This window comes from Bradyrhizobium sp. BLXBL-03 (assembly GCF_051853015.1).
Classification (GTDB): Bacteria; Pseudomonadota; Alphaproteobacteria; order Rhizobiales; family Xanthobacteraceae; genus Bradyrhizobium; species Bradyrhizobium manausense.
On the sequence record NZ_CP182470.1, the window covers coordinates 3,467,954 to 3,493,262 of the forward strand.

Consider the following 25,309-nt stretch of genomic DNA (forward strand, 5'->3'; position numbering starts at 1 on the left):
CGTCATTCCCATCACTTCCCCTCCCGCTGCTTCATGCGGGGATCGAGGGCGTCGCGGGCGGCGTCGCCGATCAAATTGATGCTGAGGATGGCGATCGAGAGCAAAAGGCCCGGCCAGAAGATCAGCGTCGGCTTGAGCTGAAAGTACTGCCGGCCCTCGGCCATGATGTTGCCCCAGGTCGGCGTCTCCGGCGAGATGCCGGCGCCGAGGAAAGAGAGGATGGCCTCGGTGAGGATGGCGGAGGCGCAGACATAGGTGCCCTGGACGATCAGCGGCGCGATCGTGTTCGGCATCAGATGCCGCCACATGATTTTCGGCAAGGACGAGCCGACCGAGATCGCGGCCTCCACATAGGGCTCCTCGCGCGCGGACAGCACGACCGAGCGCACCAGGCGTGCGACGCGCGGGATCTCGGGGATGGTGATCGCGACCAGCACGGTCCAGATGCTCGCGCCCGACAGCGAGACCACGGCGATCGCGAGCAGGATGCTCGGCATCGCCATCAGGCCATCCATGACGCGCATCATCACGGAATCGACCAGCTTGAAGAAGCCGGAGACGAGACCGATCGCGAGCCCGATGGCGATCGAGAGGATCGCCGAGCCGATCCCGATCAGGAGCGAGATGCGGCCGCCATAGATGACGCGCGACAGCAGGTCGCGGCCATAGGCATCGGTGCCGAGCAGGAATTGCGCCGACGCCGGCTTGAGGCGCAGCGAGGGCGCAAGCTGGATCGGATCATGCGGCGCGATCAGCGGCGCCAGGATCGAGATCAGCACGATCAGCGCAAGGCAGATCGTGGCCGTCGCGATGATCGGCGTCGAGGTGAGGAATCCGAGGCGCGGCCGCAGCGGCGACGTGATCGGAATCGAGGACTGCGGAAGGCTATCGACCGTCATCGTTGTTCTTGTCCTTAGCCTTAGTAGCGGATGCGAGGATCGAGCAGCGTGTAGGCGACGTCGATCAGCAGGTTGACGACGACGTAGATCAGCGAGGTCAGCAGGATCATCGCCTGGATCACCGGATAGTCGCGCGCCAGCACCGCATCGACGGTGAGGCGGCCGATGCCGGGAATGTTGAACACGCTCTCGGTGACGACGACGCCGGAGATCAGCAGCGCAAAGCCGGTGCCGATCACGGTGATCACGGGCACGGCGGCGTTGCGCAACGCGTGCCGCAGCATCACCGCGACCTCGTTGATGCCCTTGGCGCGCGCCGTGCGCACATAGTCTTCGCCCAGCACATCGAGCATGGCCGCGCGCGTCATGCGCGCGATCAGCGCGATGTAGATGAAGGAGAGCGCGCAGGTCGGCAGGATGATGCGCTCGAAGAACGGCCCGAATCCCGCGCTGATGCTCTTGAAGCCCTGCACCGGCACCCAGCGCAGGTCGATCGCGAAGACTTCGATCAGGAGATAGCCGACCACGAACACCGGCACCGAGAAGCCGAGCACCGACAGACCCATCACGAAGCGGTCGATCCAGGTGCCGTGCTTCCAGGCTGCGATGACGCCGAGCGGCACTGCGACGATGACGGCGAGGATGATGGTCGACAGCGCGATCGAGATCGACGGCTCGACGCGCTGGCCGATCATCTTCATGACAGGCAGGTTGGAGATCAGCGAGGTGCCGAGATCGCCATGCAGCAGCTTGTTCACCCAGGTGATGAACTGCACGATCAGGGGCTCGTTGAGGCCGAGCGAGGTGCGGATGCGCTCCAGCCGCTCCGGCGTCGCATTGTCGCCGGCGAGGATCGCGGCGGGATCGCCGGGCGTCAGCCGCAGCAGCAGGAACACGAAAAGCGCGACGACGCCCATCACGGGCACGGCGGCGAAGATTCGGCGAAGGAGATATCCGAGCAAGTTGGATCCGTCAGATGAGAGTCAAATCGTCGGCAACGGTCATGGCCCGTTCTGCCATCAGCCTAACATTTCAGCAATTCCCGTGCCATCAAGGCCACAGATTTCGCAGTGCGGCCACGTGTTTGACGCTGGTCCCGTAGGGTGGGCAAAGCGGAGCGTGCCCACGACCTTTTTCGATTGGAGACCGATGGTGGGCACGGCGCAAGCGCGCCTTTGCCCACCCTACAGGACGGCGTCTGGATCACTCCAGCGTCGCCAGCAGTCCCGCCATCAACCGGCCGCGATCAACCAGGCTCTCGACCTCGATATACTCCTCCAGCGTGTGGGCATTGCCGCCGCGCACGCCAAGCCCGTCGAGCGTCGGAATGCCCATCGCGCCGGTGAAGTTACCGTCGGATCCGCCGCCGGAACTCGCATGGGGTAGCTCCGCGCCGAGAGATTTGGCGATGCCGCGCGCCTTTTCATACAGCGCCAGGGTGCCGGCATCCGGCTCCCACACCGGCCGCGTCACGCCGCGCGTCACCTTGAAGGTGACGTCATTGGTGGTGCCCGACAGCGCCAGCATGCGTTCGACGCCGCGGTCGAGATCGGCCTGGCGCTTGGCCATCGACAGCGCTTCGCCGGTGGCGGTCGTGGCAACGCAATTCACCCATTGCCCGCCATGCACGATGCCGACCGAGAAGGTGCAGTCCTCGGTCGTCATCGCGTCGATCGCAAGAATCTGCCGCGCCATCTCGCGGATGGCGGAACGTCCGGCCGACAAGGTCGCGCCGGCATGGCTCGGCCGTCCGGTCGCTTCCAGATTGAAGCGCGCGATGGCGTAACGTCCGGTGGTGACGCCGTTGTCGGCGCGGCCGGGCTCGGGCACCAGCACATATTTGTTGCGCGCGGCTTCCGCCTCGATGAGGTCGCGTGTCGAGGGCGTGCCGACTTCCTCGTCCGGCGTGAACAGGATGGTGATCGGCAGCGGCGTGGTGAACGACGCGCGCGCCAGCTGCCGGATCGCTTCCAGCGACAGGTAGTTGCCGCCCTTCATGTCGAAGATGCCGGGGCCGTAGCAGCGGTTGCCCTCGCGCCGCCACTTCAACTTCTCGATGGTGCCGACCGGGTGGACCGTATCCATGTGTCCGGCGATCAGGATGCCCGGCTCGCCCTGCCTCGGATGGGGAAAACGCGCGCGAACGGCGCCGCCGAAGCCCTGACGGCCGGCGATGCGTTCGATGGTCGCACCCATGATCGCCATATCGCGCGCCGCGATATCGAGCATGCGGTTCACCGCGCTCGCATCCCAGGTCGGGCTCTCGCATTCCACCCAGGTGCGCAGGCCCTCGAGCATGGCCTCGGAATCGAAGGGAAGATTGGCTGGATTCATCTTGATGTCTCTCAGGCTTCGAAAGATGGAACGCTCATTGCAAGGTGCAGGCGAGACGAGCAGGCAGGACTGGCGGAGTTGAGTTGTAGAGCCAATCCGGTCTTTGTGGAGCCCGCAGCTGCGCCGCAAGGGCCTGCACCGAAACCGGATTGACGCGCTCAAGACTGTCTGCAAGTCTCGAAAAGACAAAGGCATTGCATGAGGTTAGTTCGCCTAAAGAACGCACCGAATGCTCAACCAATAATCCGCCTTTGAACAGTTTCACGTCAGGAGAAACTTTATATGTTCCACTTGATGCGCATGGGGCGTCGCGCGTTCGCCTCCAAGCTTGCGCTGTCGGTCCTCGCGCTTTCGACCGCACTGGCCTCGCCAGTGCTTGCGGCCGGCAAGACCATCACCGCGGTGATGCATTCGGATCTGCGCATCATCGATCCGATCTTCACCACCGCCTACATCACGCGTGACCATGGCTACATGGTTTACGACACGCTGATCACGACGGATGCGAACTTCAAGATCCAGCCGCAGATGGCGGACTGGAAGATCTCCGACGACAAGCTCACCTACACCTTCACGCTGCGCGACGGCCTGAAGTGGCATGACGGCACGCCGGTGACGGCGGAAGACTGCGTCGCCTCGCTGAAGCGCTGGGCCGCCGTCGACGGCATGGGCCAGAAGCTGATGGATTTCACCGCCAGCATCGAGGCGACCGATGCCAAGACCATCACGCTGAAGCTGAAGGAGCCCTACGGTCTCGTTCTCGAGTCGATCGGCAAGCCGTCCTCGCGCGTGCCGTTCATGATGCCGAAGCGGCTCGCCGAGACGCCTCCGGACAAGCAGATCCCCGAGCAGATCGGCTCCGGCCCGTTCAAGTTCGTGCAGGGCGAATTCCAGCCCGGCGTAAAGGCCGTCTACGAGAAGAATCCGGATTACGTGCCGCGCAAGGAGCCGGCGAGCTGGACCGCTGGCGGCAAGGTGGTGAAGGTCGACCGGGTCGAATGGATCACCATGCCGGACCCGCAGACCGCGGTGAACGCGCTGCAATCGGGCGACATCGATTTCATGGAAGTGCCGCCGTGGGATCTCTTGCCCGTGCTTGAAGGCAATCCCGACCTCAAGGTCGAGACGCTGAACAAGTTCGGCTATCAGACGCTCGGCCGCATGAACTTCCTCTATCCGCCCTTCGACAATCCGAAGATCCGCCGCGCCGCGCTGCTGGCGATGAACCAGAAGGACGTGCTCGACGCGCTCGTCGGCAATCCCAAATATTACAAGATCTGCGGCGCCTTCTTCATCTGCGACACGCCGTTCGCGACCGATGTCGGCTCGGAATCGCTGGTCAAGGGCAACGGCATGGCGGAAGCCAAGAAGCTGCTCGCTGAATCCGGTTATGACGGCACACCCGTCGTCGTCATGGTGCCCGGCGACGTCGTGACGCTGAAGGCGCAGCCGACGGTCGCGGTGCAGCTGCTCCGCGAAGCCGGCTTCAAGGTCGATGCGCAGGCGACCGACTGGCAGACGGTGGTGAGCCGCCGGGCAAGCCAGAAGCCCCCGAAGGAGGGCGGCTGGAACATGTTCTTCACCAACTGGGTCAGCGCCGACGTGTCCAACCCGATCTCCAATCTCTCGATCGGCGGCCAGGGCAAGAAGGGCGGCTGGTTCGGTTGGGCGGAGGACGCCAAGATCGAGCAGCTCAAAAACGACTTCGTCCACGCTGCCTCGCTCGACGATCAGAAGAAGATCGCGACCGAGATCCAGAAGGAAGCCTATGACCAGGTGATCTACATTCCGCTCGGCCAGTATCTGGCGCCGAGCGCCTGGCGGAAGTCGCTGTCCGGCGTGCTCGACGGTCCGGCAACGCCGGTGTTCTGGAACATCGACAAGTCGGAGTAACGTAGGCAAGGGATGAGGCGCGTCCTGCACCTTCATCCCATCAACACGCGGCGCCGCTGTCATGAGCGGCGCCGTTGTCTTTTGCCGTTACACGTCTTTTGCCGTACGCCTTCGGCGAGAGCCATCGCTTAAAGCAGCGCCTTTAACTCTTCCCCATTTCCAATTGTTGCTATTTGTTTCCAATATGAAGTAAGTGATTTGCCGCCCAATACTGCTTGCTTCCTTTTGATTTGAGTCTCGTGCCGATCGATTTTGCATTCCAGGCGATGGCCGAACGATCGGATCGCGCGCCGGCGCGCTGGCGGCGCCCATTGCTGCGCTGGCTCGATGGTGTGGAGGCGGGTTGGGCCGTGCCGCTTCTCATTGCGTGCTTCGTCGCAAGCTGGACGCTTTATCTTGCCATCGCCTATGCCGGTGGCGGCCTGCACCCGGATACGCTCGAGGCCTGGACGCTGGGGCGGAATTTCGCCTTCGGCTATCACAAGCATCCGCCGTTGATGGGATGGGTCGCCGCAAGCTGGACCTTGATCTTCCCGGTCAGCGACGTGTCGCTGCAGCTGATGGCGATGGTGAATGCCGGGCTCGCGCTGTTCTTCGTCGACTGTATCGCGCGGCAATTCGTCACCGGGCACAAGCGCATCCTGGTGCTGCTGCTGTTGATGCTGACGCCGGCCTATCAATTCCACGCCCAGCGCTTCAACGCCAACGCCGTGCTGCTGGCGACCTGGCCGCTGGCTACATGGTGTTTCCTGCGCGCGTTCGAAACACGGTCCGTGTTCTGGGCGGTCGCGGCCGGATGCGCCACGGCGCTCGCCATGGTCGGCAAGTATTACTCGATCTTCCTGGTCGCGAGCTTTGCATTGGCTGCGCTCGCGCACCCGGCGCGTCGCGACTATCTCACCTCGGCCTCGCCCTGGATCTCGGTCGCGACAGGGTTCGCGGTGCTGTCGCCGCACATCTACTGGCTTGCGACCACGGGGGCGTCGACCTTCGACTACGCGCTGGCCCATGCCAACGGCAATGCCCTCAGTTCGATCGATGAAGTGAAGAATTTCCTGCTTGGGCTGATCGCGGCCATCAGCGTTGCGGCCGTGATCTGGGTGCTGATATCAGGCACGCGCCTGAAGCAGTTTCCGGCCGACTTCGTTGCGATGAGCTCCGGCCTTCGGTTGCTGTTCTACGTCGCCATCGGCACCATCGCTCTGCCGGTGCCGACCTCGCTCGCGATGGGCACCGATCTGCCGTCGCTATGGGCTTTGCAGGGGCTGTTCCTGTTCGTCGTGCTCATCGTCTGCGGCGCCCGCTACCCGATTGAGCGCTTCTACACCGTCAACGTCACGGTCATTGTTGCAGGTGTCGCGTTGGTCGCCGTCCTGGTCGCGGCTCCCATCCATGCCGCCTATCGCAATGTCAACGGCTACGAGGAGGCGCGGAATCTTTACGCGCAAGCCGCAAGCGAGCTCACCCGGCAATGGCACGAGCTGACCGGCGAATCGCTCAGGGCCGTCAATGGCGACGATTCACTCGCCTTCGCCACAGCCTTTTACAGTCCCGATCATCCGCACTACGCGCGGCCGTTCGAGCATCAGTACGATTGGGGGCTGCCGCGCAAGACGACGCTGGATCGCGGCTGGGCCGCACTCTGCTTCAAGGGCCAGGATTATTGCGGTCGCTGGATGGAATGGGTGTCCTCGCGCGCCGGGACCTTCGTCCGGCGGGAGTTCACCGTGCAGGCCTCGCTGTGGGGCCGGCCCGGCCTGTCTCGGGATGTGGTCGTGTTGATGGTGCCGCCACGCGCGAGCGGTGAGGCACCGCCCGAGATTTCCGCAGAGGAGTTTGGTGCGAGCAAGCGCAGTCCCGACTAGAGCCTCTCAGCAGTGGCTGTCGCGGACCTGCTCGAGCCCCTCGCTGGCGAAGGGCGGGTCGACTGCGGCTTGTTCAGCGGGCGACGCCACGGGTGCGGTGTGCTCCCGGTTCGACTCGTGACGTTCGTCATGCTGTTCCAGTTCCATTGAAGCCTCTCGAATTGCTGCAGGACAACATCGAGACGGCTTCGAAGTTCCTCACACGATCGGGCGATGATGCGGCTTGAACAGCCGTCCCTTCTCCACGACGAGCACGATCGCGAGCGCGGCGAGCGTCGACAGGAAGAAGCCGGTCGAGAACGGCAGCAACGTGCCGTCAAAGCTCTGGCCGATCGCGGTGCCGACTGCGATGCCGATCAGCGTCGTGATCGAGCCGTAGAGCGAGGAGGCGGTCCCGGCGATGTGGCCCTGCGGCTCCATCGCGAGCGCGGTGAAATTGGCAACCATCATGCCGAACGAGAACATCATCAGCGCCGACAGCACCATGAACAGGGGCAGCGGCAGCACGCCGAGAATCTCGGTCAGCAGCATGACGCCCGCGACCGCAGCATAGAGCGAGAGCGCGCCGTGCGAGATCACGCGCATGCCGAGCCGCCCGACCAGCTTGGAATTGAGAAACCCTGCAACGGCGGTGCCGGCCGCGATCGTGGCGAAGGCGAGCGGGAAGTAATGGCCGAGATGATAGATGCCGGTGAAGACCTGCTGCGCGGAAAACACGAAAGCGAACAGCGCGCCCATGACGCTGCCGGCCGCCGCCGCATAGCCGATGGTCTGGCGGTTGGTGACGGTCTGGCGGAACGCCGAGAGCACGTCGGCAGGGGCGAGCGACCTGCGCTCCGTCTCGGGCAGCGTCTCCGGAAGCCGCCACACGCTCCATGCCAGCGCGATGACGCCGTACAGCATCAGCACGACGAAGATGCCGCGCCAATGCGTCATGAGCAGCACCGCCTGTCCGAACGATGGTGCGATCACGGGCACGGCGATGAAGATCATCATCGCAAGCGACATCACGCTGGCCATGCGGCGGCCGGCATAGCAGTCACGCACGATCGAGGTCGCGATCACGCGTGTCGCCGAAGTGCCGAGCCCCTGGAGCGCGCGGGCCAGCAACAGTGTCTCGAAGGTGGGTGCGGCCACCGCCAGCACGCTCGCCACCGCATAAACAGCCATGCCGCCGAGCAGCACCGGCCGGCGTCCGAACCGGTCCGACAGCGGGCCCATGATGAACTGGCCGGCGCCGAAGCCGATCAGGAAGGTCGACAGCACGAGCTGGAGATGGTTGGCGTTGGGAATGCTGAAGGCGGCCCCGATATTGGGCAGCGCGGGCAGCATCATGTCCATCGCGAGCGGATTCAGCGCCATGATGGACGCGATCACGATGACAAATTCGGGAAAACCCATCGGACGGTGTCCCGAGGACACCCATTCGTCGGCATTGACGTCGGACAAGCAGTTCACCTCTGATTTCAGAGGCCATATCTAAAGCCCATGCTGCGTCGCACAACCCATGTTTTGGGATGGCTGTCCGGCGGGCAGGGAAACTGACAACCAGACGGACAATAAATGGTGAAGACGGCGCGGGTGGCTGCGGCCGGCGTCAGCGCGGGCGCCGGGCCCGCTCGACGAGGTCCAGCTCCATCAGGCCGGCGGTCTCGACATAATCGAGATCGCGATGGACCAGCCTCAGATTGAGCTGCCGTCCGCTGCCGAAGTTGGAAACCAGGGATTCACCATAACAGCGGCGACAACCGTCTGGGGAGATGAATCGGCAACACTATGCTGTCCACTGTGTGCTGACTGGACGCCGGATCAGGCGCCGGAGAACTCGAGCAGCAGACAGGTTTTGCGGTGTCCGACGTCACAGGTGCGACACGATGGTTCGGACCGTCGGCCGACACGGCGGCGAAGCGGAATGTCTGGCTTGGTTCGCTGATCGCGATCGTCACCCTGCTGGCGCTCTACAATCTTGCCAACGACACGGCGCTGGGTACGGGCTACGGCTGGGACGCCCGCGTCAATTGTGCGGCAGTCGATGCGCATGTCGCGGGGCTCGACCCCTATTTCGTCAAGAACCTGAAGGGCACCTCCTACTCCTATCCCTATCTCCCGGCGACCCTCGACGCGTTCCGTCCGTTCTGCGCAGGCGGCCTTCTGGTCGATCACTACAGGGGCCTCTATCTGGTCCTCGCGGCGCTCTGCGGCTTGCTCCTTCCTGGACTACGCAGCTCGCGTGCCTGTTTGCGCGATGTCGGCCTCAAGGTCCTCTGTGCGCTCGGTGCATTCGTTGGTTTCGAATGGGTGCTGGCTTCCGGCAATTTTGCGGTTCTGGGCGGCGTCTTGACGGCGGTCGCGCTGGCGCTGTTGCTCCATGCGGGAGTGGGTGACAACAGGCGCTTCAAGATGCGCGCCGCCGGCGCTGCGCTGCTCGGTCTTGTCATGTCGTTCAAGCTGGTGTTCTGCCCCGTCCTGGCTGCAGTTTACTTCCTGCCGCTGCGACGGGCCCGGAAACTCGCTCTTCTCGCGGTGGCCGGCTTCGGTTTCGTGCTACCGATCCTGATCTCGGTGGTGTTCTATCCGGAGCTGTTCGCGAGCTGGCTGCTCGCGATTAAGGGACAGATTCCGAACCAGCATTCGGTCCATCTGGAGGAGATCAATCCATCGCTGCTTCTGGTTGCGCGGAAACTCATGGACCATATCGGGCTCGCGGACGATAGGCCGATCGAGTTCGCGATCTACGCGCTTGCCGCATGCGCGCTCGTGATCGCACCGTTTGTCCTGGTGTTGCTGCGCGCGCTCGGGATTGGAATTGCCGCCGTGAGAGCATCATTCCTGGCAGAGCTGGACCGCTGGCTGATCAATCACCCGCAAGCGGCCATGCGCGTCACCGTGCTTGCGATGTTCGCGCTCTATCTGTGCTCGCCGCGCATCAAGGAATATGCCTTCTTCGAGCTGGCGCTCTATCTTGCCGTCCTCGTCGTCGATCTTTCGACGCCGGCGCTCGCCATGGTCTTGACCGTCGCCATAGCCATCCCCGCGCTGGCATCGATTGCCGGCATTGCGTTCGAGGGCAGCTTCGCTCTGCTCGCCATCGCGCTGGTTTGCTTTTGGACCATGCTGTTCGATTTTCACGGCATGCCGGCGCGCGACGATCGGGAAGAGTTGGTGCCATGAACAGCGGCGGTGCTACATCCATCGCCGCCACGGGGCGGCCACATGCGACAGGCGCGCCAGGCGCGAACTGGCTGACCCGCCTCATCGTGATCACGGCCATGCTGGTTGCTGCCGCCACCGCGATCTATCTCGGCATGGACGAGACCTTCGGCTGGGACGCGCGGGTGAACTGCGCCGCCGTCGATGCGTATATCGCCGGGCTTGATCCCTATTTCATCAAGAACCTCAAGGACACGAAGTATTCCTATCCCTATCTGCCCGTGACGCTGGACGCGTTTCGTCCGCTCTGTGCCGGCGGCGTCCTGGTTGCCCACTACAAGGCCATCTATGTCGTTCTTGCCATCCTGTGCGCGTTGGCGTTGCCCGGCCTCGGCGGGAGCCGCCGAAGCCTCCGCGATAGCGCGTTACGGCTCATCTTCGTGCTGGGCGGATTCGTTGGGCTGGAATGGATTCTGGCGACCGGCAATTTTGCGATTCTGAGCGGCCTGCTGACCTCGGTGGCGTTGGCGCTGTTGCTGCGTCCGGCCCGCTGCAACGGGCAGGGGAACAAGAGCTTGCTGCTGCAATTTGCCGGGGCTGCGCTGCTCGGCCTTTTGACCTCGTTCAAGCTGGTCTACTGTCCGATCCTCGCTGCGCTCTATCTCTTGCCGCTGCGGCGTTCGCGCAAGCTGTTGCTGATTGCGGTTGCGGCCGGCGCGTTCGCGCTGCCGATTCTGATCTCGGCGGTGTTTTACGCGAACCTGTTTCCGAGCTGGCTGAGCGCGATCTCCGGCCAGATCCCGGGGCAACATTCGCCAGGTAACGACGTCAATCCGTCGCTCCTGTTCCTCGCGCTCACTCTCGCGGACCATCTCGGACTCGTCGGCAGCAAGCTGGTCGTCGCCTTGCTTTATGGCTTCGCTGCGGTGGCGCTCGTGATCGCGCCGTTCGCCGTTACGGTCTGGCGCATGGTTGCTGCGCGCCGGCCGGCCGACGCAAGATCAGCCTTGAAGGGGTTCGACCGCTGGCTGATTGAGCATCCCGTCGCGGCCATGCGCCTCGTCGTGCTGGCGATGTATGCGCTCTACCTCTGCGCGCCGCGGCTGAAGGAATATGCCTTCTTCGATGTCGCGCTCTACGCCGCCATTCTCGTTGTCGATCTTCCCACGGTCGGGCTTGCCGTGGTCCTGACGATCGCGATCGGCCTCCCGGCGCTGGCGTCGATCACGGGTTATGTCTTCATAGATGGCTTTGATCAGCTGGGAATCGCGCTCGTGTGCTTCTGGATCATGCTGCAGGCGCAGCCGGCAAAGCCGGAGCAGGTGGTGCGGGCAGCCGGAATCGAACCGGCACAGCGCTTGCGCGCCGAGGGATTTTAAGTCCCTTGCGTCTACCAATTCCGCCATGCCCGCATGATTGATCTATAACGATGTTTCGGCGCGGAGGGCAACCCGTTCGACGGAAAAACCCTCCGGTTAGACACAGGTTCACCCATTTGCTGTTCTTGCGGGCGCGATAGCGCACTGCTGTCGAAATTGGTCTGCCCGCGCAGGCCGACGTTGCGCGCCAGCAATCAAGCGCCAGGCAGTCGAACGCGTAGAGCTGCGCCTTGTCGTTGTGCCGGTTTGATTGGCGAGCGTCGAAGTCCCGATAGGTAGCGTCGTCCCCTGTTTGGCGTACGGCCTGCGCGTCGAATACACGTCAACGTGATGCGGCTCGTTTACCACCGTACCAGCGGCAGGATGGCGCTCGCCCAAGGGTTGCGGCAGAAGCCGCGCCGGAATGCAGGATTTGGAATGCAATGAAAGTGTTTGTTGTGGGCGTGGCTCTCTTCGCCCTGGTTACGTGTTTGGTGGTGATCGAGATCAGGGCTGCGAGCAAAGAGGACTGCACACCAATCGAAATCGGGCACGTTCTAAAGACGGGGTGCTAGGGCGAGATCGGTGCCGGCTGCGCCGACAATGTGCCGGGCTGTTTTCGGATCGTGCTGAATTTTAAATCCCTTGCGTCCACCAATTCCGCCATGCCGCTTGATCCAACGAGATCAAACATTTAAGCCCCGTCCAGCCGTCTGGAATTGGCGCTTCGGCCGCACAGGGGGCTTCCTTGAGCGAGCCGGGGCACAAGGCAAAGCCTCAATCCGGACATCTGGCCCTGCTTTAGGCATTCTCAATTCACGAAGGACTATTTTGCGACCCATGCCTGCTTCGCCTTTCTCTTCCTTGCGCGCGCCCTGCGCGGTTGCCGCGCTGGTCGTGGCCGGCTTCGCGCTATCAGGCTGTGCCGGCATGAGCGAGACCATCGCTCCGGCCTTCGCCGATCCCGCCAAATACGAATTGTACGACTGCAAGCAGCTCGAGGCGGAGCGCAAGTTGCTCGCCACCCGTACCGCGGATTTGCAGAGGCTGATGGACAAGGCCGAGACCGGGACCGGTGGCGCTGTGGTGTCCGAGCTGGCCTATCGCAATGACTACGTCGCGGTCCGCGGCTCGGCGCAGCTGGCCGAAGACGCCTGGCGCCGCAACCGGTGCCGGGAAACGCCGCCCAATATGACGCCGGCGACCACCGCACCTCAGCGGCCGGACATCAAGCCCGCGCCGAAGCGCTAACGTGCCGCGGCGTTCGCATCACGGACGCCAGCGGTAGATCCAGTCCTGCCGCGCCAGCATGCGCTCGGGTCCCAGCGCGCGGATCACGAGATCACGCGCGAGCGCGAAGGCACCGCCCAGATGATAGATGCGGCCCTGCTGCCGCGCGGTCCGCTGCACTTTCCTGACACGGGCCTGACGCGCCTCGCCATATTGCGTCAGCGCTGCGGCGACGCTGCCCGCGTCCTCGGCGCCCTCGAGGCTCAGATGCCGGGCGAGCACGGCCGCATCCTCGATCGCCATGCCGGCTCCCTGCGCGGCAAATGGCAGCATCGCATGCACGGCATCGCCGAGCAGCGCGACCGGGCCCCGGCTCCAGGGGCATCCGTCGGGCACGCCGAACAGCGCCCATTTGCGCCAGCTGTCGACGGTGGCCAGCATCATCCGCGCCGTCGCCGGCCAGCGCGGCGCGGCGAAGGCCTCCATCAGCTCGAAGGGATCGCCCGGCGTGCTCCAGCCAGGCCTGTTCCAGGTGCCCGGCAGCACCGCCACCACGTTGAGCTGGCGGCCGCCCGCGATGGGGTAAGCGACCAGATGCGCATTCGCGCCCATCCAGAGCTGCACCCGCCGCGCCGTAAAATCCTTCGGCAATTGCGTGGCATCCAGCGTGCCGCGCCAGGCGATTAGCCCGGCGAAGCGCGGCTGCACCTCGGGAAACAGATGCTGGCGCACCGTCGACCAGATGCCGTCGGCGCCGATCAGCGCGCTGGCAAGATCGCTGCGCCTGATGGTGCCGCTGCGATGCACGACCGTCAGTCCCTTGGCGTGGGGGGCGACATCCTCGAAGGTCGCGCCCAGCTTCAGATCGATATCGGGATGATCGGCGACAGCACCCGCGAGCGCCGATTGCAGGTCGGCGCGGTGCACCACCCAATAGGGGGCCCCGGCGCGCGCTGATGCTGCTTCGCCGAGTGGCATCCGCAACAGCTCGCCGCCGGCGCGCGCGCTCATGATCGAGACCGCTTCCGGAACCACGGCGCGCAGCTTGAGCCGGTCGGCGAGACCAAGCTCGACCAGCACGCGGCTGGCATTGGGGGAGAGCTGCAGGCCCGCACCGACCTCCTCGAGCCGCTCGGCCTTTTCCAGCACGACGATGCGAAACCCGCGCTCAGCGAGCGCAAGCGCAGCCGTCAATCCTCCGATCCCGGCACCGGCAATGACGATCGTTCGCGGGAGGGCCACCCCTGACCGAAGGAAGCGGTCAGGCCACCTTGTCCTTCAAGACGCATTCGGGCGGGCGGGCTTCGCCTGCCTTCAGGTCGGCGGCGAAGCGGTACAGCGTCGAGCAATACGGGCAGATGATCTCGTTGTCGTTGCCGAGGTCCAGGAACACGTGCGGATGATCGAACGGAGGGTTGGCGCCGACGCACATGAACTCTTGCGAGCCGATCTCGATGACGGGGACACCGGCATCGTTATGGAAGTGCGGGACGACATGGTCGGACATCGTAGTTCATCCTGGAGTGGCAATGGCGGCAGACACAATCAGCAGTGACGCGGCATATTATCGACGCCGCGGACCATACTGATGGGTGCAAGTGATTGCTAGCCCGACGGAACCGAAAGGTTCGCAATTGCCCCATGCTCATTTGCTCATGCAAATTCGACACAATCTTGTCGCCTCAGAGAAGCCCTTCTTTCGTCGGGGACGTTGTGTCGCAATTTTGGCATACTATCTCTCTCGGACACGCGAAATTGCGACGAAAGACGAACCGTCAGGCGCAAAATGATTCTGCCAATGTCCCGGCTTTCAGCATGAAGTGGCTGCGAATCAGCTCCGCATTGGCAGGAATTGCTGCATGCAGCCTTGTGCTCGCGCAGGTAGCACCGCATGCACGGCAGGCCGGCGCCATTCTCGCCGCACAGGATGATCCCGCGGCGCTGTCCGAGCTCAAGCTCGATGAGGCCCTCGCGCATAACGATCGCCTGGTTCAGGACAATATCGAGGCTGCGCTGAGGGCTGGTGATGCCGATCTCGCCGACAGCTTTGTCGCGCTCGCGCGTGATCGCAACATCGCGCTGCCCGACGATGTGCTGAGCAGGGTCAGCGACGCGGTCAAGATCGAGAATTCCACCTCGCATTTCGCCAAGCGCTTCGCCAGCGGTCTCGTCACCGGCAATGCCGATGATGTCGCGAGCCTGTCAGGGACGGTCGCGGGCGATCTTTTCGTGATCGGCGATATCAGGGACGTCGTGCGCGAGGGCAAGCATCTTGCGATGGGTGAGGATACCGATCGCCTGGTGCTCGGGCTTGCCACCGCAGGTCTTGCGGTCACCGCCGTGACCTACGTGTCCGCCGGCGGCGCCGCGCCCGTTCGTGCCGGGCTGACGCTGGTGAAGGATGCCCGCAAGGTCGGGCGGCTCGGCGAGGGTCTCGCCGCATGGGCCGGCCGGTCCGCGCGCGAGGTGGTCGACGCACCGATGCTGCAGAACGCGGTCGCCAAGGGTTCGGTGTTCCGCCCGGGTGAGACCGTGAGCGCAATCAAGGCCGCATTCCGCGTCGAGAAGGCCGGTGCGCTGGTCCGGCTCGGCAAGGACGTCACGCGCGTCGCCGAGAAATCAGGCACGCGCGGTGCCATGGAGAGCTTGCGCATCGCCGAAGGGCCCAAGGATGTCGCGCGCGCGGCGCGGCTGGCGGAAGCGCAGGGCGGCAAGACGCGCGCGATCATGAAGGTGCTGGGGCGTGGTGCATTGCTGCTCGTCGGCGGCGCGTTCGATCTGACGCTGTGGCTGTTCGGCGCGGCGCTGACGCTGTTCGGCCTAATATCCTCGATCAAGGCGACCACGGAGCGCCTGACGCAGGCATGGTGCGATCGGAAGAGGGCCCGGCGGCTTCGCCGGGCGCAGATTGCAGCCGAGGCTGCTCTGGCCAGCGCGGTCCCGACCGCCTAAGATCGAACTTCCCCTGCAACATTGTGGACCTGCTGATGCCGAGCTTTCACAACGGCGCCGTTGAAATTGCCTATCTCGACGAAGGCGAGGGCGACCCGATCATCCTGGTGCACGGCTTTGCCTCCAGCAAGAACGTGAATTGGGTCTATCCGACCTGGGTCTCGGAGCTGCGCAAGAACGGCCGCCGGGTCATTGCGCTGGACAATCGCGGCCATGGCGAGAGCGCCAAGCTCTACGATCCCGCGCAATATTCGATTCCGACCATGGCCGGCGACGTGCTGGCGCTGATGGATCATCTCGCCATCCCGCAGGCCGACATCATGGGCTATTCGATGGGCGGGCGGATGACGGCCTGGCTCGGCCTCAATGAGCCGCAGCGCCTGCGCTCGGCGATCCTCGGTGGCATCGGCATCGGCGGCCTGATCGAGGGCACAGGTCCTGGCGAGAACGTCGCCAAGGCGCTGGAGGCGCCCTCGCTCGACGACGTCAGCGATCCCGTCGGCCGCACCTTTCGTGCGTTTGCGGACCAGACCCGCTCCGACCGCGTGGCGCTGGCCGCCTGCCTGCGTGGCACGCGCGATCTCATGACGAGGCAAGAGGCCGCACGGATCGACGTGCCCGTGCTGATCGCGGTCGGCTCGACCGATGACGTTGCGGGTTCTGCCAGCGCGTTAGGTGCGATCATCCCGGGATCGGAAGTGCTTGATATTCCCGGCCGCGATCACATGCGCGCGGTCGGCGACAAGGTCTACAAATCGGGCGTGCTGGATTTCCTGTCACGCCGAGGGTGACGTCTCCTCGTCGCCGAATGCGCGAAACAGCGCCATCAGCACCACGAAGGTCGCAAGCCAGACCATGCGGGCGCCGTAGCGATCGTGCGGCCCCGAGATCACGCCGCAGATGAAGGCGTTGCCGAGCAGGGCCAGCGTCACGGTCGCCGCCAGCAGCGTCAGGTCGTCGAGCCGGCGACAGGCGAGCGCGTGTCCCAGCAGCGCGAGCAGCCCCAGCATCGAGACCAGCGCGACGGGCACGTGCAGCCGGTTGATGGTGTCGAAATCGAGCTCCCAGTTCTGCTGGCGCGCCGCCCGCATCGGCGCGACCTGCGCCGGGATATAGCGCTCGATGATGCCGTAGGTGTGCGGGATCCACACACTGGCGCCTTCGCCGGTCGCCACATGCAGCAATTGCCGGCCCATCGCCCGCAGCGCGGCGCCTAGCTGCCAGGCCGGATAGTCGGCGAGCGATCGCTCGACGATGGTGCCCATCTCGTCGCCCAGCCCGTCGAAGCGGCCGAGCGTGTTGAACATGCTCTTGCCCCACAGGAATTCGTCGGCGGTATCAGGCAATTCGTTGCGATAGGGACAGAGCTTGAAGTGTTCGCGCGGGCAATGGTCGTTGAGGAAGCGCGCAACGATGCCGTCCTGCATCATGCGGCCGAAGGCGACGCCGGTGCCGCCGGGCGTCCAGGCCCATTTGCCTGATAGCGCGTGGTTGGCCGCGATCAGCATCAGGCTGCCCGCGACGATGGTCAGGCTCGCCTGGGCAAGACCTGACATCGGCAGACGGGGCCCAAGAAGCGGCCGCACCATCCAGCCGACGGCGCAGAGCCCGAGCAGCACGCCGAGCGTGGCGCTATGGGTTGCGGCCGCAAAAGCGGTGAAGACGAACAGCGCGGCCTTCTCGAACCCCGAGATGCGGCTGCCGCCGACGATCAGCAGAAACAGCGACAGCACCGACAGCCCGGCGAAGATGTCGGTGAGCAGCATGCTGGCGAGCCAGGGCAGCGCCGTCGACACGATCAGCAGCAGGCTGATGGCGACGAAGCGGGCCGTCTGCATCATCGAGAGGACGCGCAAGGTAAGTTGCAACAGCCACAATGTGACCAGCGACTGGATCGCAAGGTTGATCCAGAATCCGAAGCTCTCGCCATAGTGGAGATAGAGGCCGAACACAGTCGAGCGGCTGGGGACGAGATAGCCCTCGTACCAGCGCGCCAGATAGCCGCCGGTATCCCATTGCAACAGCGGATAGCCGTTCCAGAACGCCGGCGCGATCATGAGCAGGGGCAGAGCCACCGCCGCCAGCCGCAGCCAAAGCGTCCCTGCGGCGCGTGCGCGCGATTGTTCGGTGATGATGCTCAAAACGGCTCCGTGGTCGTCAGGACCATGCCCGCGATGAGGGTCGGGACGAAATTCACCAATAGTTTGACGCCGTCAGGCTTGAATTTGGCAAGACTCTGACCATTTCAAGCCGACCTTGCGGCCTGGGGGCACCAGAAGAATCTGTTGTGTTTCAATGCGTTGGCGTGCTTCCGCGAAGCAAGGCGCAGTTCACTCTCAGGCAAGCCCGTCAGGACTTTGTCGCCTACACTGTGCTATAAGGCCAACAAAACCAGCCTATTCGAACAGCAGATCCCAAAGAGAAAATCATGGCAGTGCATCAGGTCAATCCGGGAGGAAAGCTCGCTTCGCTCGATCCAATCTGGGACCGGATCCGTGGCGAGGCAGAGGACATCGTCCACCGCGAGCCCGAGCTTGCGACCTTCATCTACTCGACCGTGCTGCATCACAGCCGCCTCGAGGATTCCGTGATCCACCGTCTCGCCGACCGGCTCGATCATTCGGCGCTGTCGGGCGACCTGGTGCGCCAGACCTATGACGAGGCCCTGCGCGAGGACCCTGATTTGGGCAACGCCTTCCGCGCCGATCTCGTCGCCGTCTACGACCGCGATCCCGCGACCTCGCGCTTCATCGATCCCTTGCTCTACTTCAAGGGCTTTCATGCGATCCAGACCCATCGCCTGGCGCACTGGCTCTATCTGAAGGGCCGCAAGGACTTTGCATATTATCTGCAGAGCCGCGCCTCCGCGGTGTTCCAGACCGACATCAATCCAGCCGCGCGCATCGGCCGCGGCATCTTCCTCGACCATGCCACCGGCTTCGTCTGCGGCGAGACGGCTGTGATCGAGGACGACGTCTCGATCCTGCACGGCGTCACGCTCGGCGGCACCGGCAAGGAGAACGAGGACCGTCACCCGAAGATTCGTCATGGCGTGCTGATCGGCGCCGGCGCAAAGATCCTCGGCAATATCGAGATCGGCCATTGCGCGCGCATTGCGGCAGGCTCCGTCGTGGTCAAGCCCGTGCCGCACAACGTCACGGTCGCCGGCGTGCCGGCCAAGATCGTCGGCGAGGCCGGCTGCGCCGAGCCGTCGCGGACCATGGACCAGATGATCAACGCGATGGGACTTTAAGCCTGCGTTTCCTGAGGGTCGGATTCGCCGGCCCTTTCGTCCCCACATTCTTTGGCAATTCATGCTGGCGGTTCGCCGCGTCTCGTCCTAAAACGCGGCCGACCAATTTCGATCGGAGACTTGCCGTGGACGTCAAAGAAGTCAGAAAGCTGGACGCGTATCTGAAGCGCGTATTCGGCAATCCCAAGATCCGCGTCGTGCCGCGGCCGAAGAAGGACGATTCCGCCGAGGTCTATATCGGCGAAGAGTTCATCGGCGTCCTCTTCGTCGACGACGAGGACGATGATCGCTCGTTCCAGTTCCAGATGGCGATCCTCGAGGACGATCTGGTCGACCAGGAATAGTCGTTGTTCCTTCACCTCGCCCCGCTCTTGTCCGCCGAAGCCCGCCTTCGGGCGAAGGCGGATGCGGGGAGGGGTCGAAATGCGCGCGCAGCGCGGATTTCAGGTGAGGGGGACTCTCTGCGAGTCCCACTATCCCCGTCCCCAGCCCCGGCTCTGCAGCGCACCGTCGTAGGGACGCTGCCATAGCGCGTCGAAGACGCGCGTAGACGCGCTGATGGTGTTCGGGGGCACACGCTTTCTCCACATCGTCATTGCGAGCGCAGCGAAGCAATCCAGAGTCTTTCCGCGGAGGGATTCTGGATTGCTTCGCTGCGCTCGCAATGACGGATGATAGATCTGAAGCCGTGGGCTCTGCGGCCCCATAGCCTATTTCCTTGCCAGAATGCGCAGCCGCGCCGTGGAAGCGCGTATCCAGACTGCTGGTGACCACGGTCAGGTCAGGCGAGAGCTTTGCAAGAGCGCAAACTCCGGTCGCGGAGTCCAGCATCGCCGCCAGGAATCCGCCCTGAATGGTGCCGTGCCTGTTGGTGAACGCGACCTGCGCCTGAAAGCGGATCAACGCTTGCCCGGCGTCGTCGAAGCCGAGCCATTCGCGTCCAAGCAGCTCGGCGTGGTGGCATGTTGGCAGTTGCATCGCTCATATCGGTCACGGCCGTCTTCACCAGGAAGCGTATCAAGCAGGCTCCATGCCGTGTCCGGCTCGACAAGGCCGGCCATCAGTTGCATACCTCAAGCATGCGGCCAGAACTTAGTGCAGTGTTACGGCCAAGTCGGTCCTCTTCCAATCTGCATCCGCTCCTGACTGGACGGCATCCTGCTGGTCCGCAGTACATCTGACCGGAAGATTTCGCTTGCGGGGCGGTCGGTGCGCTCTCCTTTTGCTTGCGATCAGCGTCCCTCGGCTTGGCGTCCTCGCGTGTCGCGATTGGCTTCTTGTCCTGCACCTTCTCGCATTCATTGCCGTCGTTGACGCGATAGCCGGCACGGCACGCGATCTTCACGCAAGCATCGCCATCGGCCTTGAAGCCGTGGTCGCACACCAGCGGGCAGACGCGGCCGGACTTTGCCTTGATGGCATCGAGCGCGTTGAGGCTCGCCTGCTTGGCATCGAACGTCGTTCCGGCATATTTGTTGAACAGCGTCAGCGAGCGCTGCGACGACGCATTCCAGTCGCCATCGGCCGCGGCCGCGAGGCAGCCGACCCGACGCAGCTCGGACTGAACCAGTTTTGCGGTCTCTTGCGGCGAGAGAGAGGAGGGCGATTGGGTTGGGGCCACGGCCGCGACCTTCTGCTCGCCGTCGCGCTGCGCCTTCTCCGCAGCCTGCCTCGCGGCCAGCTCGGCAGCGGCCTTTTCGCTCGCGATCTTGTCGGCGAGCGCCTTCTCGGCGGCCTGCTTGTCGGCCAGTGCCTTGGCAACGGCCGCCTCGGCATCCTTTCTGCGCTGTTCCGCTGCGGCCGCCTTGGCCTCTTCGATTTGCTTGGCCTTCTCCGCCGCTAGCCGTGCGTCCTCGGCGGCCTTAGCGGCCGCAGCGGCCTTGTCCTGTTCGGCTTTCTTGGCCCGCTCGGCGGCAAGCCGAGACTTCTCGTCCTCGGCTTGCCTCGCCTTTTCCGCGGCGGCGGCCCGGGTTTCTTCGGCGACAATCTTGCTCAATTGGCCCTTGGCAAGGTCGGTATAGAAGCCGCTTGGGTAGCGGTTGATGAAAGAGGACCATACGTCGCGGGTACCGATCTGAAGGGCCAGTTCGTAGTCGCGCCGGATTTCGCTGTCGGGATTTGCCTGCGGTCCAGCCGCGACCGGCTTCGCCGGAACGAGCGACACGTCATCGCCGCCGAGCGAGCCATAGACAAAGGGCTCCTGCTTGTTGCCGGTGGCCTTGAGCACGTCGTCGCGCACGAATCGAAAGGCCTTGCCCAGATCGAGCCCGGGCGTCGGCAGGCGTTCGACCAGCGCGGTGGCAAACGGGCTGTTCTTCGCATCACCGTCCGAGGCGGTCGAGCCCGCCTTCGCCGCGAACGCGATCATGGTGTTCGGGCTGGTCGGTTCGACCTTGGCAAGGCCGCGGCCGATCGCGCGCGAGGCGACCGTCCGCTTCATGGTCTTGGCGAAGGGATTGTCGCGGCAGGCATCCAGGATGACGAGGCGCAGTTGCTTGGCCGGCTCGATCGCAAACAGCACCCGGTCGAGCGGGAAGGCCTCATCAAGGACGTCGGTATCGGTCTCCAAGGCGGCATCGGTCGGGATCAGATAATTGGTGCCGTCGAGCTCGATGCCATGGCCGGCGTAGTAGACCACCGCGACGTCGGCCTCGCGGGCCTTGCTGCCGAATTCGCGCAGCGCCTTGCGCATGTCGACGACGTTCAGGTCGAGCTTGACGTCGATCGCATCGAAGCCGGCTTTCTTGAACATGCCGCCGACCAGAGCGGCATCGTTCGCAGGATTCGCGAGCTTCGCCACGTTCTTGTAGGCCGAATTGCCGATGACGAGCGCGACGCGCTTCTCGGCGTGCGCCGAGCCGCACCCGAGCCAGGCAGAGAGGACGAGCAAACCAAGAAACCGGAGCGCGCCCATTGCAGCCCTCGTTCTCAATTGCAAACTTCGACGCTGGAACCGGCAGCGCCGCCTGCATTGTTGGAGCCCCGAGCGAGGACCGCAGGCCCACCTAGGACTTCGAGGTGACAGCCGGGCCGGACCGGCCTGCAACCACCCTGGCCACAGTAGATCTGCCCGGTTGCCTGCGGCTTAGCGGGTGTGGCCTCGCTCTTTTTTCTCTCATCGTCCCGCGGCTTGGCATCATCGCGCGTTGCCACGGGCTTCTTATCCGGCACCTTCTCGCACTCGTTATCGTTATTGACGCGATAGCCGGCACGGCACGCGATCTTCACGCAAGCATCGCCATCGGCCTTGAAGCCGTGATCGCACACCAGCGGGCAGACCCGGCCCGGCTTGGCCTTGATGGCGTCGAGCGCCTCGAAGCTCGCGAGCTTGGCATCGAACTTCGTCCCGGCATATTTGTTGAACAGCGTCAGCGAGCGCTGCGACGACGCATTCCAGTCGCCATCGGCCGCGGCCGCGAGGCAGCCGACCCGACGCAGCTCGGACTGAATCAGTTTTGCGGTCTCTTGCGGCGAGAGAGAGGAGGGCGATTGGGTTGGGGCCACGGCCGCGACCTTCTGCTCGCCGTCGCGCTGCGCCTTCTCCGCAGCCTGCCTCGCGGCCAGCTCGGCAGCGGCCTTTTCGCTCGCGATCTTGTCGGCGAGCGCCTTCTCGGCGGCCTGCTTGTCGGCCAGTGCCTTGGCAACGGCCGCCTCGGCATCCTTTCTGCGCTGTTCCGCTGCGGCCGCCTTGGCCTCTTCGATCTGCTTGGCCTTCTCCGCCGCTAGCCGTGCGTCCTCGGCGGCCTTAGCGGTCGCAGCGGCCTTGTCCTGTTCGGCTTTCTTGGCCCGCTCGGCGGCAAGCCGAGACTTCTCGTCCTCGGCTTGCCTCGCCTTTTCCGCGGCGGCGGCCCGGGTTTCTTCGGCGACAATCTTGCTCAATTGGCCCTTGGCAAGGTCGGTATAGAAGCCGCTTGGGTAGCGGTTGATGAAAGAGGACCATACGTCGCGGGTACCGATCTGAAGGGCCAGTTCGTAGTCGCGCCGGATTTCGCTGTCGGGATTTGCCTGCGGTCCAGCCGCGATCGGCTTCGCCGGAACGAGCGACACGTCATCGCCGCCGAGCGAGCCATAGACAAAGGGCTCCTGCTTGTTGCCGGTGGCCTTGAGCACGTCGTCGCGCACGAATCGAAAGGCCTTGCCCAGATCGAGCCCGGGCGTCGGCAGGCGTTCGACCAGCGCGGTGGCAAACGGGCTGTTCTTCGCATCACCGTCCGAGGCGGTCGAGCCCGCCTTCGCCGCGAACGCGATCATGGTGTTCGGGCTGGTCGGTTCGACCTTGGCAAGGCCGCGGCCGATCGCGCGCGAGGCGACCGTCCGCTTCATGGTCTTGGCGAAGGGATTGTCGCGGCAGGCATCCAGGATGACGAGGCGCAGTTGCTTGGCCGGCTCGATCGCAAACAGCACCCGGTCGAGCGGGAAGGCCTCATCAAGGACGTCGGTATCGGTCTCCAAGGCGGCGTCGGTGGGGATCAGGTAGTTGGTGCCGTCGAGCTCGATGCCGTGCCCCGCATAGTAGATGACGGCAACGTCGGCATCGCGGGTCCGGCTCGCGAACTCGCGCAGCGCCCTGCGCATGTCGGAGGCGTTGAGGTCGAGCCTGACATCGGCATTGTCGAAGCCGGCCGTCTTGAACATGCCACCGACCAGGGTGGCATCGTTCACCGGGTTGGTGAGCCGCGGGGCGCTCTTGTAGGCCGAATTGCCGATCACCAGCGCGACGCGTTTTTCGGCGGCCAGCGCAGAGCCGGTCCCAAACGAGGTCGCAAGCCAAGCCGCAGCAATTAACCAACCGAACAGCCGAATCTGCATTCCAGCCCCCGAATGCAATAGTCTCAGATTATCCGCAGCATGGCGAAATGCAATTTGCGGTCTGTGACATCAGTCACATTGCCGGTCACCGCGCCATCGAAATCAATTTCTCCATGATGCCCATCATGCCCTGTTTCGGGCGACGGCGTCAAGGGAAATTTCGAAAAATGCGAAATATTGAAAATCAGAAGCCGGGGACAGCCGCCTGGCTACTGTGCATGGGGTTGTTTTCGAGTTCGTGTCGCGGCGGCCGCGCTCAGCCCTTCGGCCCGCGCAGCTGCGCGGTCAGCTTGTCCATCGCTTCCGCAACGCCGCGCCATTGCGACAGCCAGCTGCGCGGAAAGCGGAAGGTGAGGTCGGCGCCGCCGACTCGGCGCTCGGACAGGCACATGCCGGGCGTGGCTGCATCGTGCATGCATCGCGCGGTGAGTGCGGGGGAGCCAGCGGAATACAGATCCTCGCCGTCATAGGGCGTGTCGCTGCGGAAGGAGCGCATCGTCAACCCGTCGTCCGGCATCCTCGCTGACGGGTCGAGATAGCGCGGATAGATCGTCGTCGTCCGCTGCTCGGGCGAGAGCGCATCGTGATGCGCCGCGATCGACAGGAAGATGCGGTCGATCGGCTGCATCGCCGTGTCGACGGTATCAGCGGTGACATGCGTCGGCCCGCTCGGTGCCTCCAGCGAGGGATAGAGGAAGTCGAGGTCGATGCGCTCCTGCGGTCCGGAGTGCCGCTGGATCTTCATCCGGATCGCGGAGATCGGCAGGTTGAACAGCGTGCCGCCGACGCTGACGGGCAGCTTGTCCGGCGCGTCAGTGCCGCCCGTGCTCCAGGTCGGCCACAACAGATAGGCCACCAGCCCGATCGCGCTCGCGGCGAACACACCGGTGAGCGCGAGCGGGACGAGATGGGTCCGGGCACGCGCCTTTGCACTCATCTTGGCGCTCATCTTGGCATTCGTCCTGGAAGAGCGTGGGGAGGTTGCCGAAAACACCGTCATGAGGTCGCGCAAAGGGATCCGGGGCCGGTCGGCCGATGGCCGACGAATCACCGGCGAATATGCCACGTGGCGGCGATTTGACGGAAGGCTCCGGGCTGCCGGGAGCGGCGGGGGCTCTGCGCAGGCCGGGCGGCGGCGTTAACCTTCGCTTAAGGATAATGTAGCGTTAACCGGCACTATTTGTCACAGGAAGGGTCCTCGCGTTGCGTATGGGCGGACTGTTCCGATGACACCTGAAGCTCTCAACACCTTCTTCTCGATCTGCATCGGCTTTGCGCTCGCGGGCGCGCTCGCCAATGGTTACCAGGCGCTGTCGCAGCGCCCCGCAGGCTTCGGATTGCTGCAGGAGGGCGTGGCGCCGAAGACGTTTGCGGCCGTGCCGTTCCTGGTGTTCGCGGCGCCCTTCATCATCATGCGCAATACGCTGCGCGGCATGCGGCTCGAAAGCCGCCGCTTCGAGTTCGTGATGATGGCGACCGTCATCGCCTGCTTCTGGAGCATGATGAGCGGCACCTTCTTCCTGATGACGCTGCGCGCGACCGGCGTCATTGGCTGACGCCTTGCAG

Annotated in this window: 23 protein-coding genes and 1 tRNA gene; 9 read left to right on the forward strand and 15 right to left on the reverse strand. The window is 64.2% G+C overall.

What is annotated here, in order from left to right; translation table 11 throughout:
• Nucleotides 1–11: 11 nt before the first annotated feature.
• The 3 genes from ACNJX9_RS16480 to ACNJX9_RS16490 form a co-directional block, all read right to left on the reverse strand.
• On the reverse strand, nt 12–899 hold the full coding sequence (locus ACNJX9_RS16480; RefSeq protein WP_057740926.1) for an ABC transporter permease: 888 nt from the start codon (nt 897–899) through the stop codon (nt 12–14).
• A 20-nt stretch (nt 900–919) separates the two neighbouring features.
• The gene (locus tag ACNJX9_RS16485; protein WP_220002625.1) at nt 920–1,861 is read right to left on the reverse strand and encodes an ABC transporter permease; all 942 of its coding nucleotides are present in this window, start codon (nt 1,859–1,861) and stop codon (nt 920–922) included.
• A 241-nt stretch (nt 1,862–2,102) separates the two neighbouring features.
• Nucleotides 2,103–3,233 carry a M20/M25/M40 family metallo-hydrolase gene (locus tag ACNJX9_RS16490; RefSeq protein ID WP_057740931.1) on the reverse strand — a complete coding sequence of 377 codons (1,131 nt, stop codon included), beginning with the start codon at nt 3,231–3,233 and terminating at the stop codon, nt 2,103–2,105.
• A 282-nt stretch (nt 3,234–3,515) separates the two neighbouring features.
• Here ACNJX9_RS16490 and ACNJX9_RS16495 point away from each other — a divergent pair, with 282 nt between their 5' ends.
• Both ACNJX9_RS16495 and ACNJX9_RS16500 read left to right on the forward strand, forming a co-directional pair.
• Complete coding sequence (locus ACNJX9_RS16495) at nt 3,516–5,126, forward strand: ABC transporter substrate-binding protein (RefSeq protein ID WP_057740933.1); 1,611 nt, start codon at nt 3,516–3,518, stop codon at nt 5,124–5,126.
• Nucleotides 5,127–5,392: 266 nt separating this feature from the next.
• Complete coding sequence (locus ACNJX9_RS16500; RefSeq protein ID WP_439410071.1) at nt 5,393–6,991, forward strand: glycosyltransferase family 39 protein; 1,599 nt, start codon at nt 5,393–5,395, stop codon at nt 6,989–6,991.
• 6 nt (nt 6,992–6,997) lie between these two features.
• On the opposite strand, the gene ACNJX9_RS16505 is transcribed toward ACNJX9_RS16500, so the two are convergent.
• Together ACNJX9_RS16505 and ACNJX9_RS16510 are read right to left on the reverse strand one after the other, a co-directional pair.
• Entirely contained in the window at nt 6,998–7,138 is a 141-nt protein-coding gene (locus tag ACNJX9_RS16505) for a hypothetical protein (RefSeq protein WP_271618012.1), read from the reverse strand.
• A gap of 51 nt (nt 7,139–7,189) precedes the next feature.
• Nucleotides 7,190–8,440 (reverse strand): multidrug effflux MFS transporter, encoded by a 1,251-nt coding sequence (locus tag ACNJX9_RS16510; protein ID WP_057740936.1) that lies wholly within the window; start codon nt 8,438–8,440, stop codon nt 7,190–7,192.
• 399 nt (nt 8,441–8,839) lie between these two features.
• Here ACNJX9_RS16510 and ACNJX9_RS16515 point away from each other — a divergent pair, with 399 nt between their 5' ends.
• On the forward strand, nt 8,840–10,162 hold the full coding sequence (locus ACNJX9_RS16515) for a hypothetical protein (RefSeq protein WP_439409549.1): 1,323 nt from the start codon (nt 8,840–8,842) through the stop codon (nt 10,160–10,162).
• A 404-nt stretch (nt 10,163–10,566) separates the two neighbouring features.
• Here ACNJX9_RS16515 and ACNJX9_RS16520 read toward each other — a convergent pair whose 3' ends face one another.
• Nucleotides 10,567–11,013: a hypothetical protein gene (locus tag ACNJX9_RS16520; RefSeq protein ID WP_439409550.1), complete on the reverse strand. Its 447-nt coding sequence runs from the start codon at nt 11,011–11,013 to the stop codon at nt 10,567–10,569.
• 451 nt (nt 11,014–11,464) lie between these two features.
• Nucleotides 11,465–11,553, reverse strand: a tRNA-Leu gene (locus tag ACNJX9_RS16525).
• Between the two features lie 786 nt (nt 11,554–12,339).
• Between ACNJX9_RS16525 and ACNJX9_RS16530 the strand changes: the two genes are divergently transcribed.
• Complete coding sequence (locus ACNJX9_RS16530; RefSeq protein WP_439409551.1) at nt 12,340–12,750, forward strand: twin-arginine translocation pathway signal; 411 nt, start codon at nt 12,340–12,342, stop codon at nt 12,748–12,750.
• A gap of 18 nt (nt 12,751–12,768) precedes the next feature.
• Here ACNJX9_RS16530 and ACNJX9_RS16535 read toward each other — a convergent pair whose 3' ends face one another.
• Both ACNJX9_RS16535 and ACNJX9_RS16540 read right to left on the reverse strand, forming a co-directional pair.
• Entirely contained in the window at nt 12,769–13,971 is a 1,203-nt protein-coding gene (locus ACNJX9_RS16535) for an FAD-dependent monooxygenase (protein ID WP_439409552.1), read from the reverse strand.
• A gap of 19 nt (nt 13,972–13,990) precedes the next feature.
• Entirely contained in the window at nt 13,991–14,236 is a 246-nt protein-coding gene (locus ACNJX9_RS16540) for a zinc-finger domain-containing protein (RefSeq protein WP_007602543.1), read from the reverse strand.
• 308 nt (nt 14,237–14,544) lie between these two features.
• On the opposite strand from ACNJX9_RS16540, the gene ACNJX9_RS16545 reads away from it, so the two are divergent.
• Nucleotides 14,545–15,681 carry a hypothetical protein gene (locus tag ACNJX9_RS16545; RefSeq protein WP_057740944.1) on the forward strand — a complete coding sequence of 379 codons (1,137 nt, stop codon included), beginning with the start codon at nt 14,545–14,547 and terminating at the stop codon, nt 15,679–15,681.
• 35 nt (nt 15,682–15,716) lie between these two features.
• Complete coding sequence (locus ACNJX9_RS16550) at nt 15,717–16,472, forward strand: alpha/beta fold hydrolase (protein ID WP_271618005.1); 756 nt, start codon at nt 15,717–15,719, stop codon at nt 16,470–16,472.
• On the opposite strand, the gene ACNJX9_RS16555 is transcribed toward ACNJX9_RS16550, so the two are convergent.
• The gene (locus tag ACNJX9_RS16555) at nt 16,458–17,822 is read right to left on the reverse strand and encodes a hypothetical protein (protein ID WP_057740946.1); all 1,365 of its coding nucleotides are present in this window, start codon (nt 17,820–17,822) and stop codon (nt 16,458–16,460) included. The two genes, ACNJX9_RS16550 and ACNJX9_RS16555, sit on opposite strands and share 15 nt — an antisense overlap.
• Before the next feature lie 287 nt (nt 17,823–18,109).
• Between ACNJX9_RS16555 and cysE the strand changes: the two genes are divergently transcribed.
• Both cysE and ACNJX9_RS16565 read left to right on the forward strand, forming a co-directional pair.
• Complete coding sequence (gene cysE, locus ACNJX9_RS16560; protein WP_057740949.1) at nt 18,110–18,934, forward strand: serine O-acetyltransferase; 825 nt, start codon at nt 18,110–18,112, stop codon at nt 18,932–18,934.
• Between the two features lie 125 nt (nt 18,935–19,059).
• Nucleotides 19,060–19,278, forward strand: coding sequence for a DUF3126 family protein (locus ACNJX9_RS16565; RefSeq protein ID WP_007602550.1), 219 nt, complete (start codon nt 19,060–19,062; stop codon nt 19,276–19,278).
• On the opposite strand, the gene ACNJX9_RS16570 is transcribed toward ACNJX9_RS16565, so the two are convergent.
• From ACNJX9_RS16570 to ACNJX9_RS16590, 5 genes are all read right to left on the reverse strand, one after another.
• Nucleotides 19,184–19,912 carry a PaaI family thioesterase gene (locus tag ACNJX9_RS16570; RefSeq protein ID WP_439409553.1) on the reverse strand — a complete coding sequence of 243 codons (729 nt, stop codon included), beginning with the start codon at nt 19,910–19,912 and terminating at the stop codon, nt 19,184–19,186. The genes ACNJX9_RS16565 and ACNJX9_RS16570 overlap by 95 nt on opposite strands.
• An 82-nt stretch (nt 19,913–19,994) precedes the next feature.
• Entirely contained in the window at nt 19,995–21,848 is a 1,854-nt protein-coding gene (locus tag ACNJX9_RS16575) for a caspase family protein (RefSeq protein WP_439409554.1), read from the reverse strand.
• Nucleotides 21,849–21,862: 14 nt separating this feature from the next.
• A complete protein-coding gene (locus ACNJX9_RS16580) occupies nt 21,863–23,743 on the reverse strand; it encodes a caspase family protein (protein ID WP_439409556.1) in 1,881 nt (626 codons plus the stop codon).
• 23 nt (nt 23,744–23,766) lie between these two features.
• Nucleotides 23,767–23,895, reverse strand: a complete 129-nt coding sequence (locus ACNJX9_RS16585; protein WP_283809584.1) for a hypothetical protein — start codon at nt 23,893–23,895, stop codon at nt 23,767–23,769.
• A 104-nt stretch (nt 23,896–23,999) separates the two neighbouring features.
• A complete protein-coding gene (locus ACNJX9_RS16590; RefSeq protein WP_439409557.1) occupies nt 24,000–24,743 on the reverse strand; it encodes a hypothetical protein in 744 nt (247 codons plus the stop codon).
• A 226-nt stretch (nt 24,744–24,969) separates the two neighbouring features.
• Between ACNJX9_RS16590 and ACNJX9_RS16595 the strand changes: the two genes are divergently transcribed.
• Nucleotides 24,970–25,299 carry a DUF6949 family protein gene (locus ACNJX9_RS16595; protein WP_057744356.1) on the forward strand — a complete coding sequence of 110 codons (330 nt, stop codon included), beginning with the start codon at nt 24,970–24,972 and terminating at the stop codon, nt 25,297–25,299.
• Nucleotides 25,300–25,309: the final 10 nt, after the last annotated feature.

Coding starts and splice junctions, on each gene's coding strand:
- ACNJX9_RS16545 (WP_057740944.1), top strand. CDS start 14,545: ATGAAGTGGCTGCGAATCAGCTCCGCATTGGCAGGAATTGCTGCATGC.
- ACNJX9_RS16580 (WP_439409556.1), bottom strand. CDS start 23,743: ATGCAGATTCGGCTGTTCGGTTGGTTAATTGCTGCGGCTTGGCTTGCG.
- ACNJX9_RS16570 (WP_439409553.1), bottom strand. CDS start 19,912: ATGCAACTGCCAACATGCCACCACGCCGAGCTGCTTGGACGCGAATGG.
- ACNJX9_RS16590 (WP_439409557.1), bottom strand. CDS start 24,743: ATGACGGTGTTTTCGGCAACCTCCCCACGCTCTTCCAGGACGAATGCC.
- ACNJX9_RS16495 (WP_057740933.1), top strand. CDS start 3,516: ATGTTCCACTTGATGCGCATGGGGCGTCGCGCGTTCGCCTCCAAGCTT.
- cysE (WP_057740949.1), top strand. CDS start 18,110: ATGGCAGTGCATCAGGTCAATCCGGGAGGAAAGCTCGCTTCGCTCGAT.
- ACNJX9_RS16480 (WP_057740926.1), bottom strand. CDS start 899: ATGACGGTCGATAGCCTTCCGCAGTCCTCGATTCCGATCACGTCGCCG.
- ACNJX9_RS16500 (WP_439410071.1), top strand. CDS start 5,393: ATGGCCGAACGATCGGATCGCGCGCCGGCGCGCTGGCGGCGCCCATTG.
- ACNJX9_RS16530 (WP_439409551.1), top strand. CDS start 12,340: ATGCCTGCTTCGCCTTTCTCTTCCTTGCGCGCGCCCTGCGCGGTTGCC.
- ACNJX9_RS16550 (WP_271618005.1), top strand. CDS start 15,717: ATGCCGAGCTTTCACAACGGCGCCGTTGAAATTGCCTATCTCGACGAA.
- ACNJX9_RS16595 (WP_057744356.1), top strand. CDS start 24,970: ATGACACCTGAAGCTCTCAACACCTTCTTCTCGATCTGCATCGGCTTT.
- ACNJX9_RS16490 (WP_057740931.1), bottom strand. CDS start 3,233: ATGAATCCAGCCAATCTTCCCTTCGATTCCGAGGCCATGCTCGAGGGC.
- ACNJX9_RS16520 (WP_439409550.1), bottom strand. CDS start 11,013: ATGGTCCGCGAGAGTGAGCGCGAGGAACAGGAGCGACGGATTGACGTC.
- ACNJX9_RS16505 (WP_271618012.1), bottom strand. CDS start 7,138: ATGGAACTGGAACAGCATGACGAACGTCACGAGTCGAACCGGGAGCAC.
- ACNJX9_RS16540 (WP_007602543.1), bottom strand. CDS start 14,236: ATGTCCGACCATGTCGTCCCGCACTTCCATAACGATGCCGGTGTCCCC.
- ACNJX9_RS16575 (WP_439409554.1), bottom strand. CDS start 21,848: ATGGGCGCGCTCCGGTTTCTTGGTTTGCTCGTCCTCTCTGCCTGGCTC.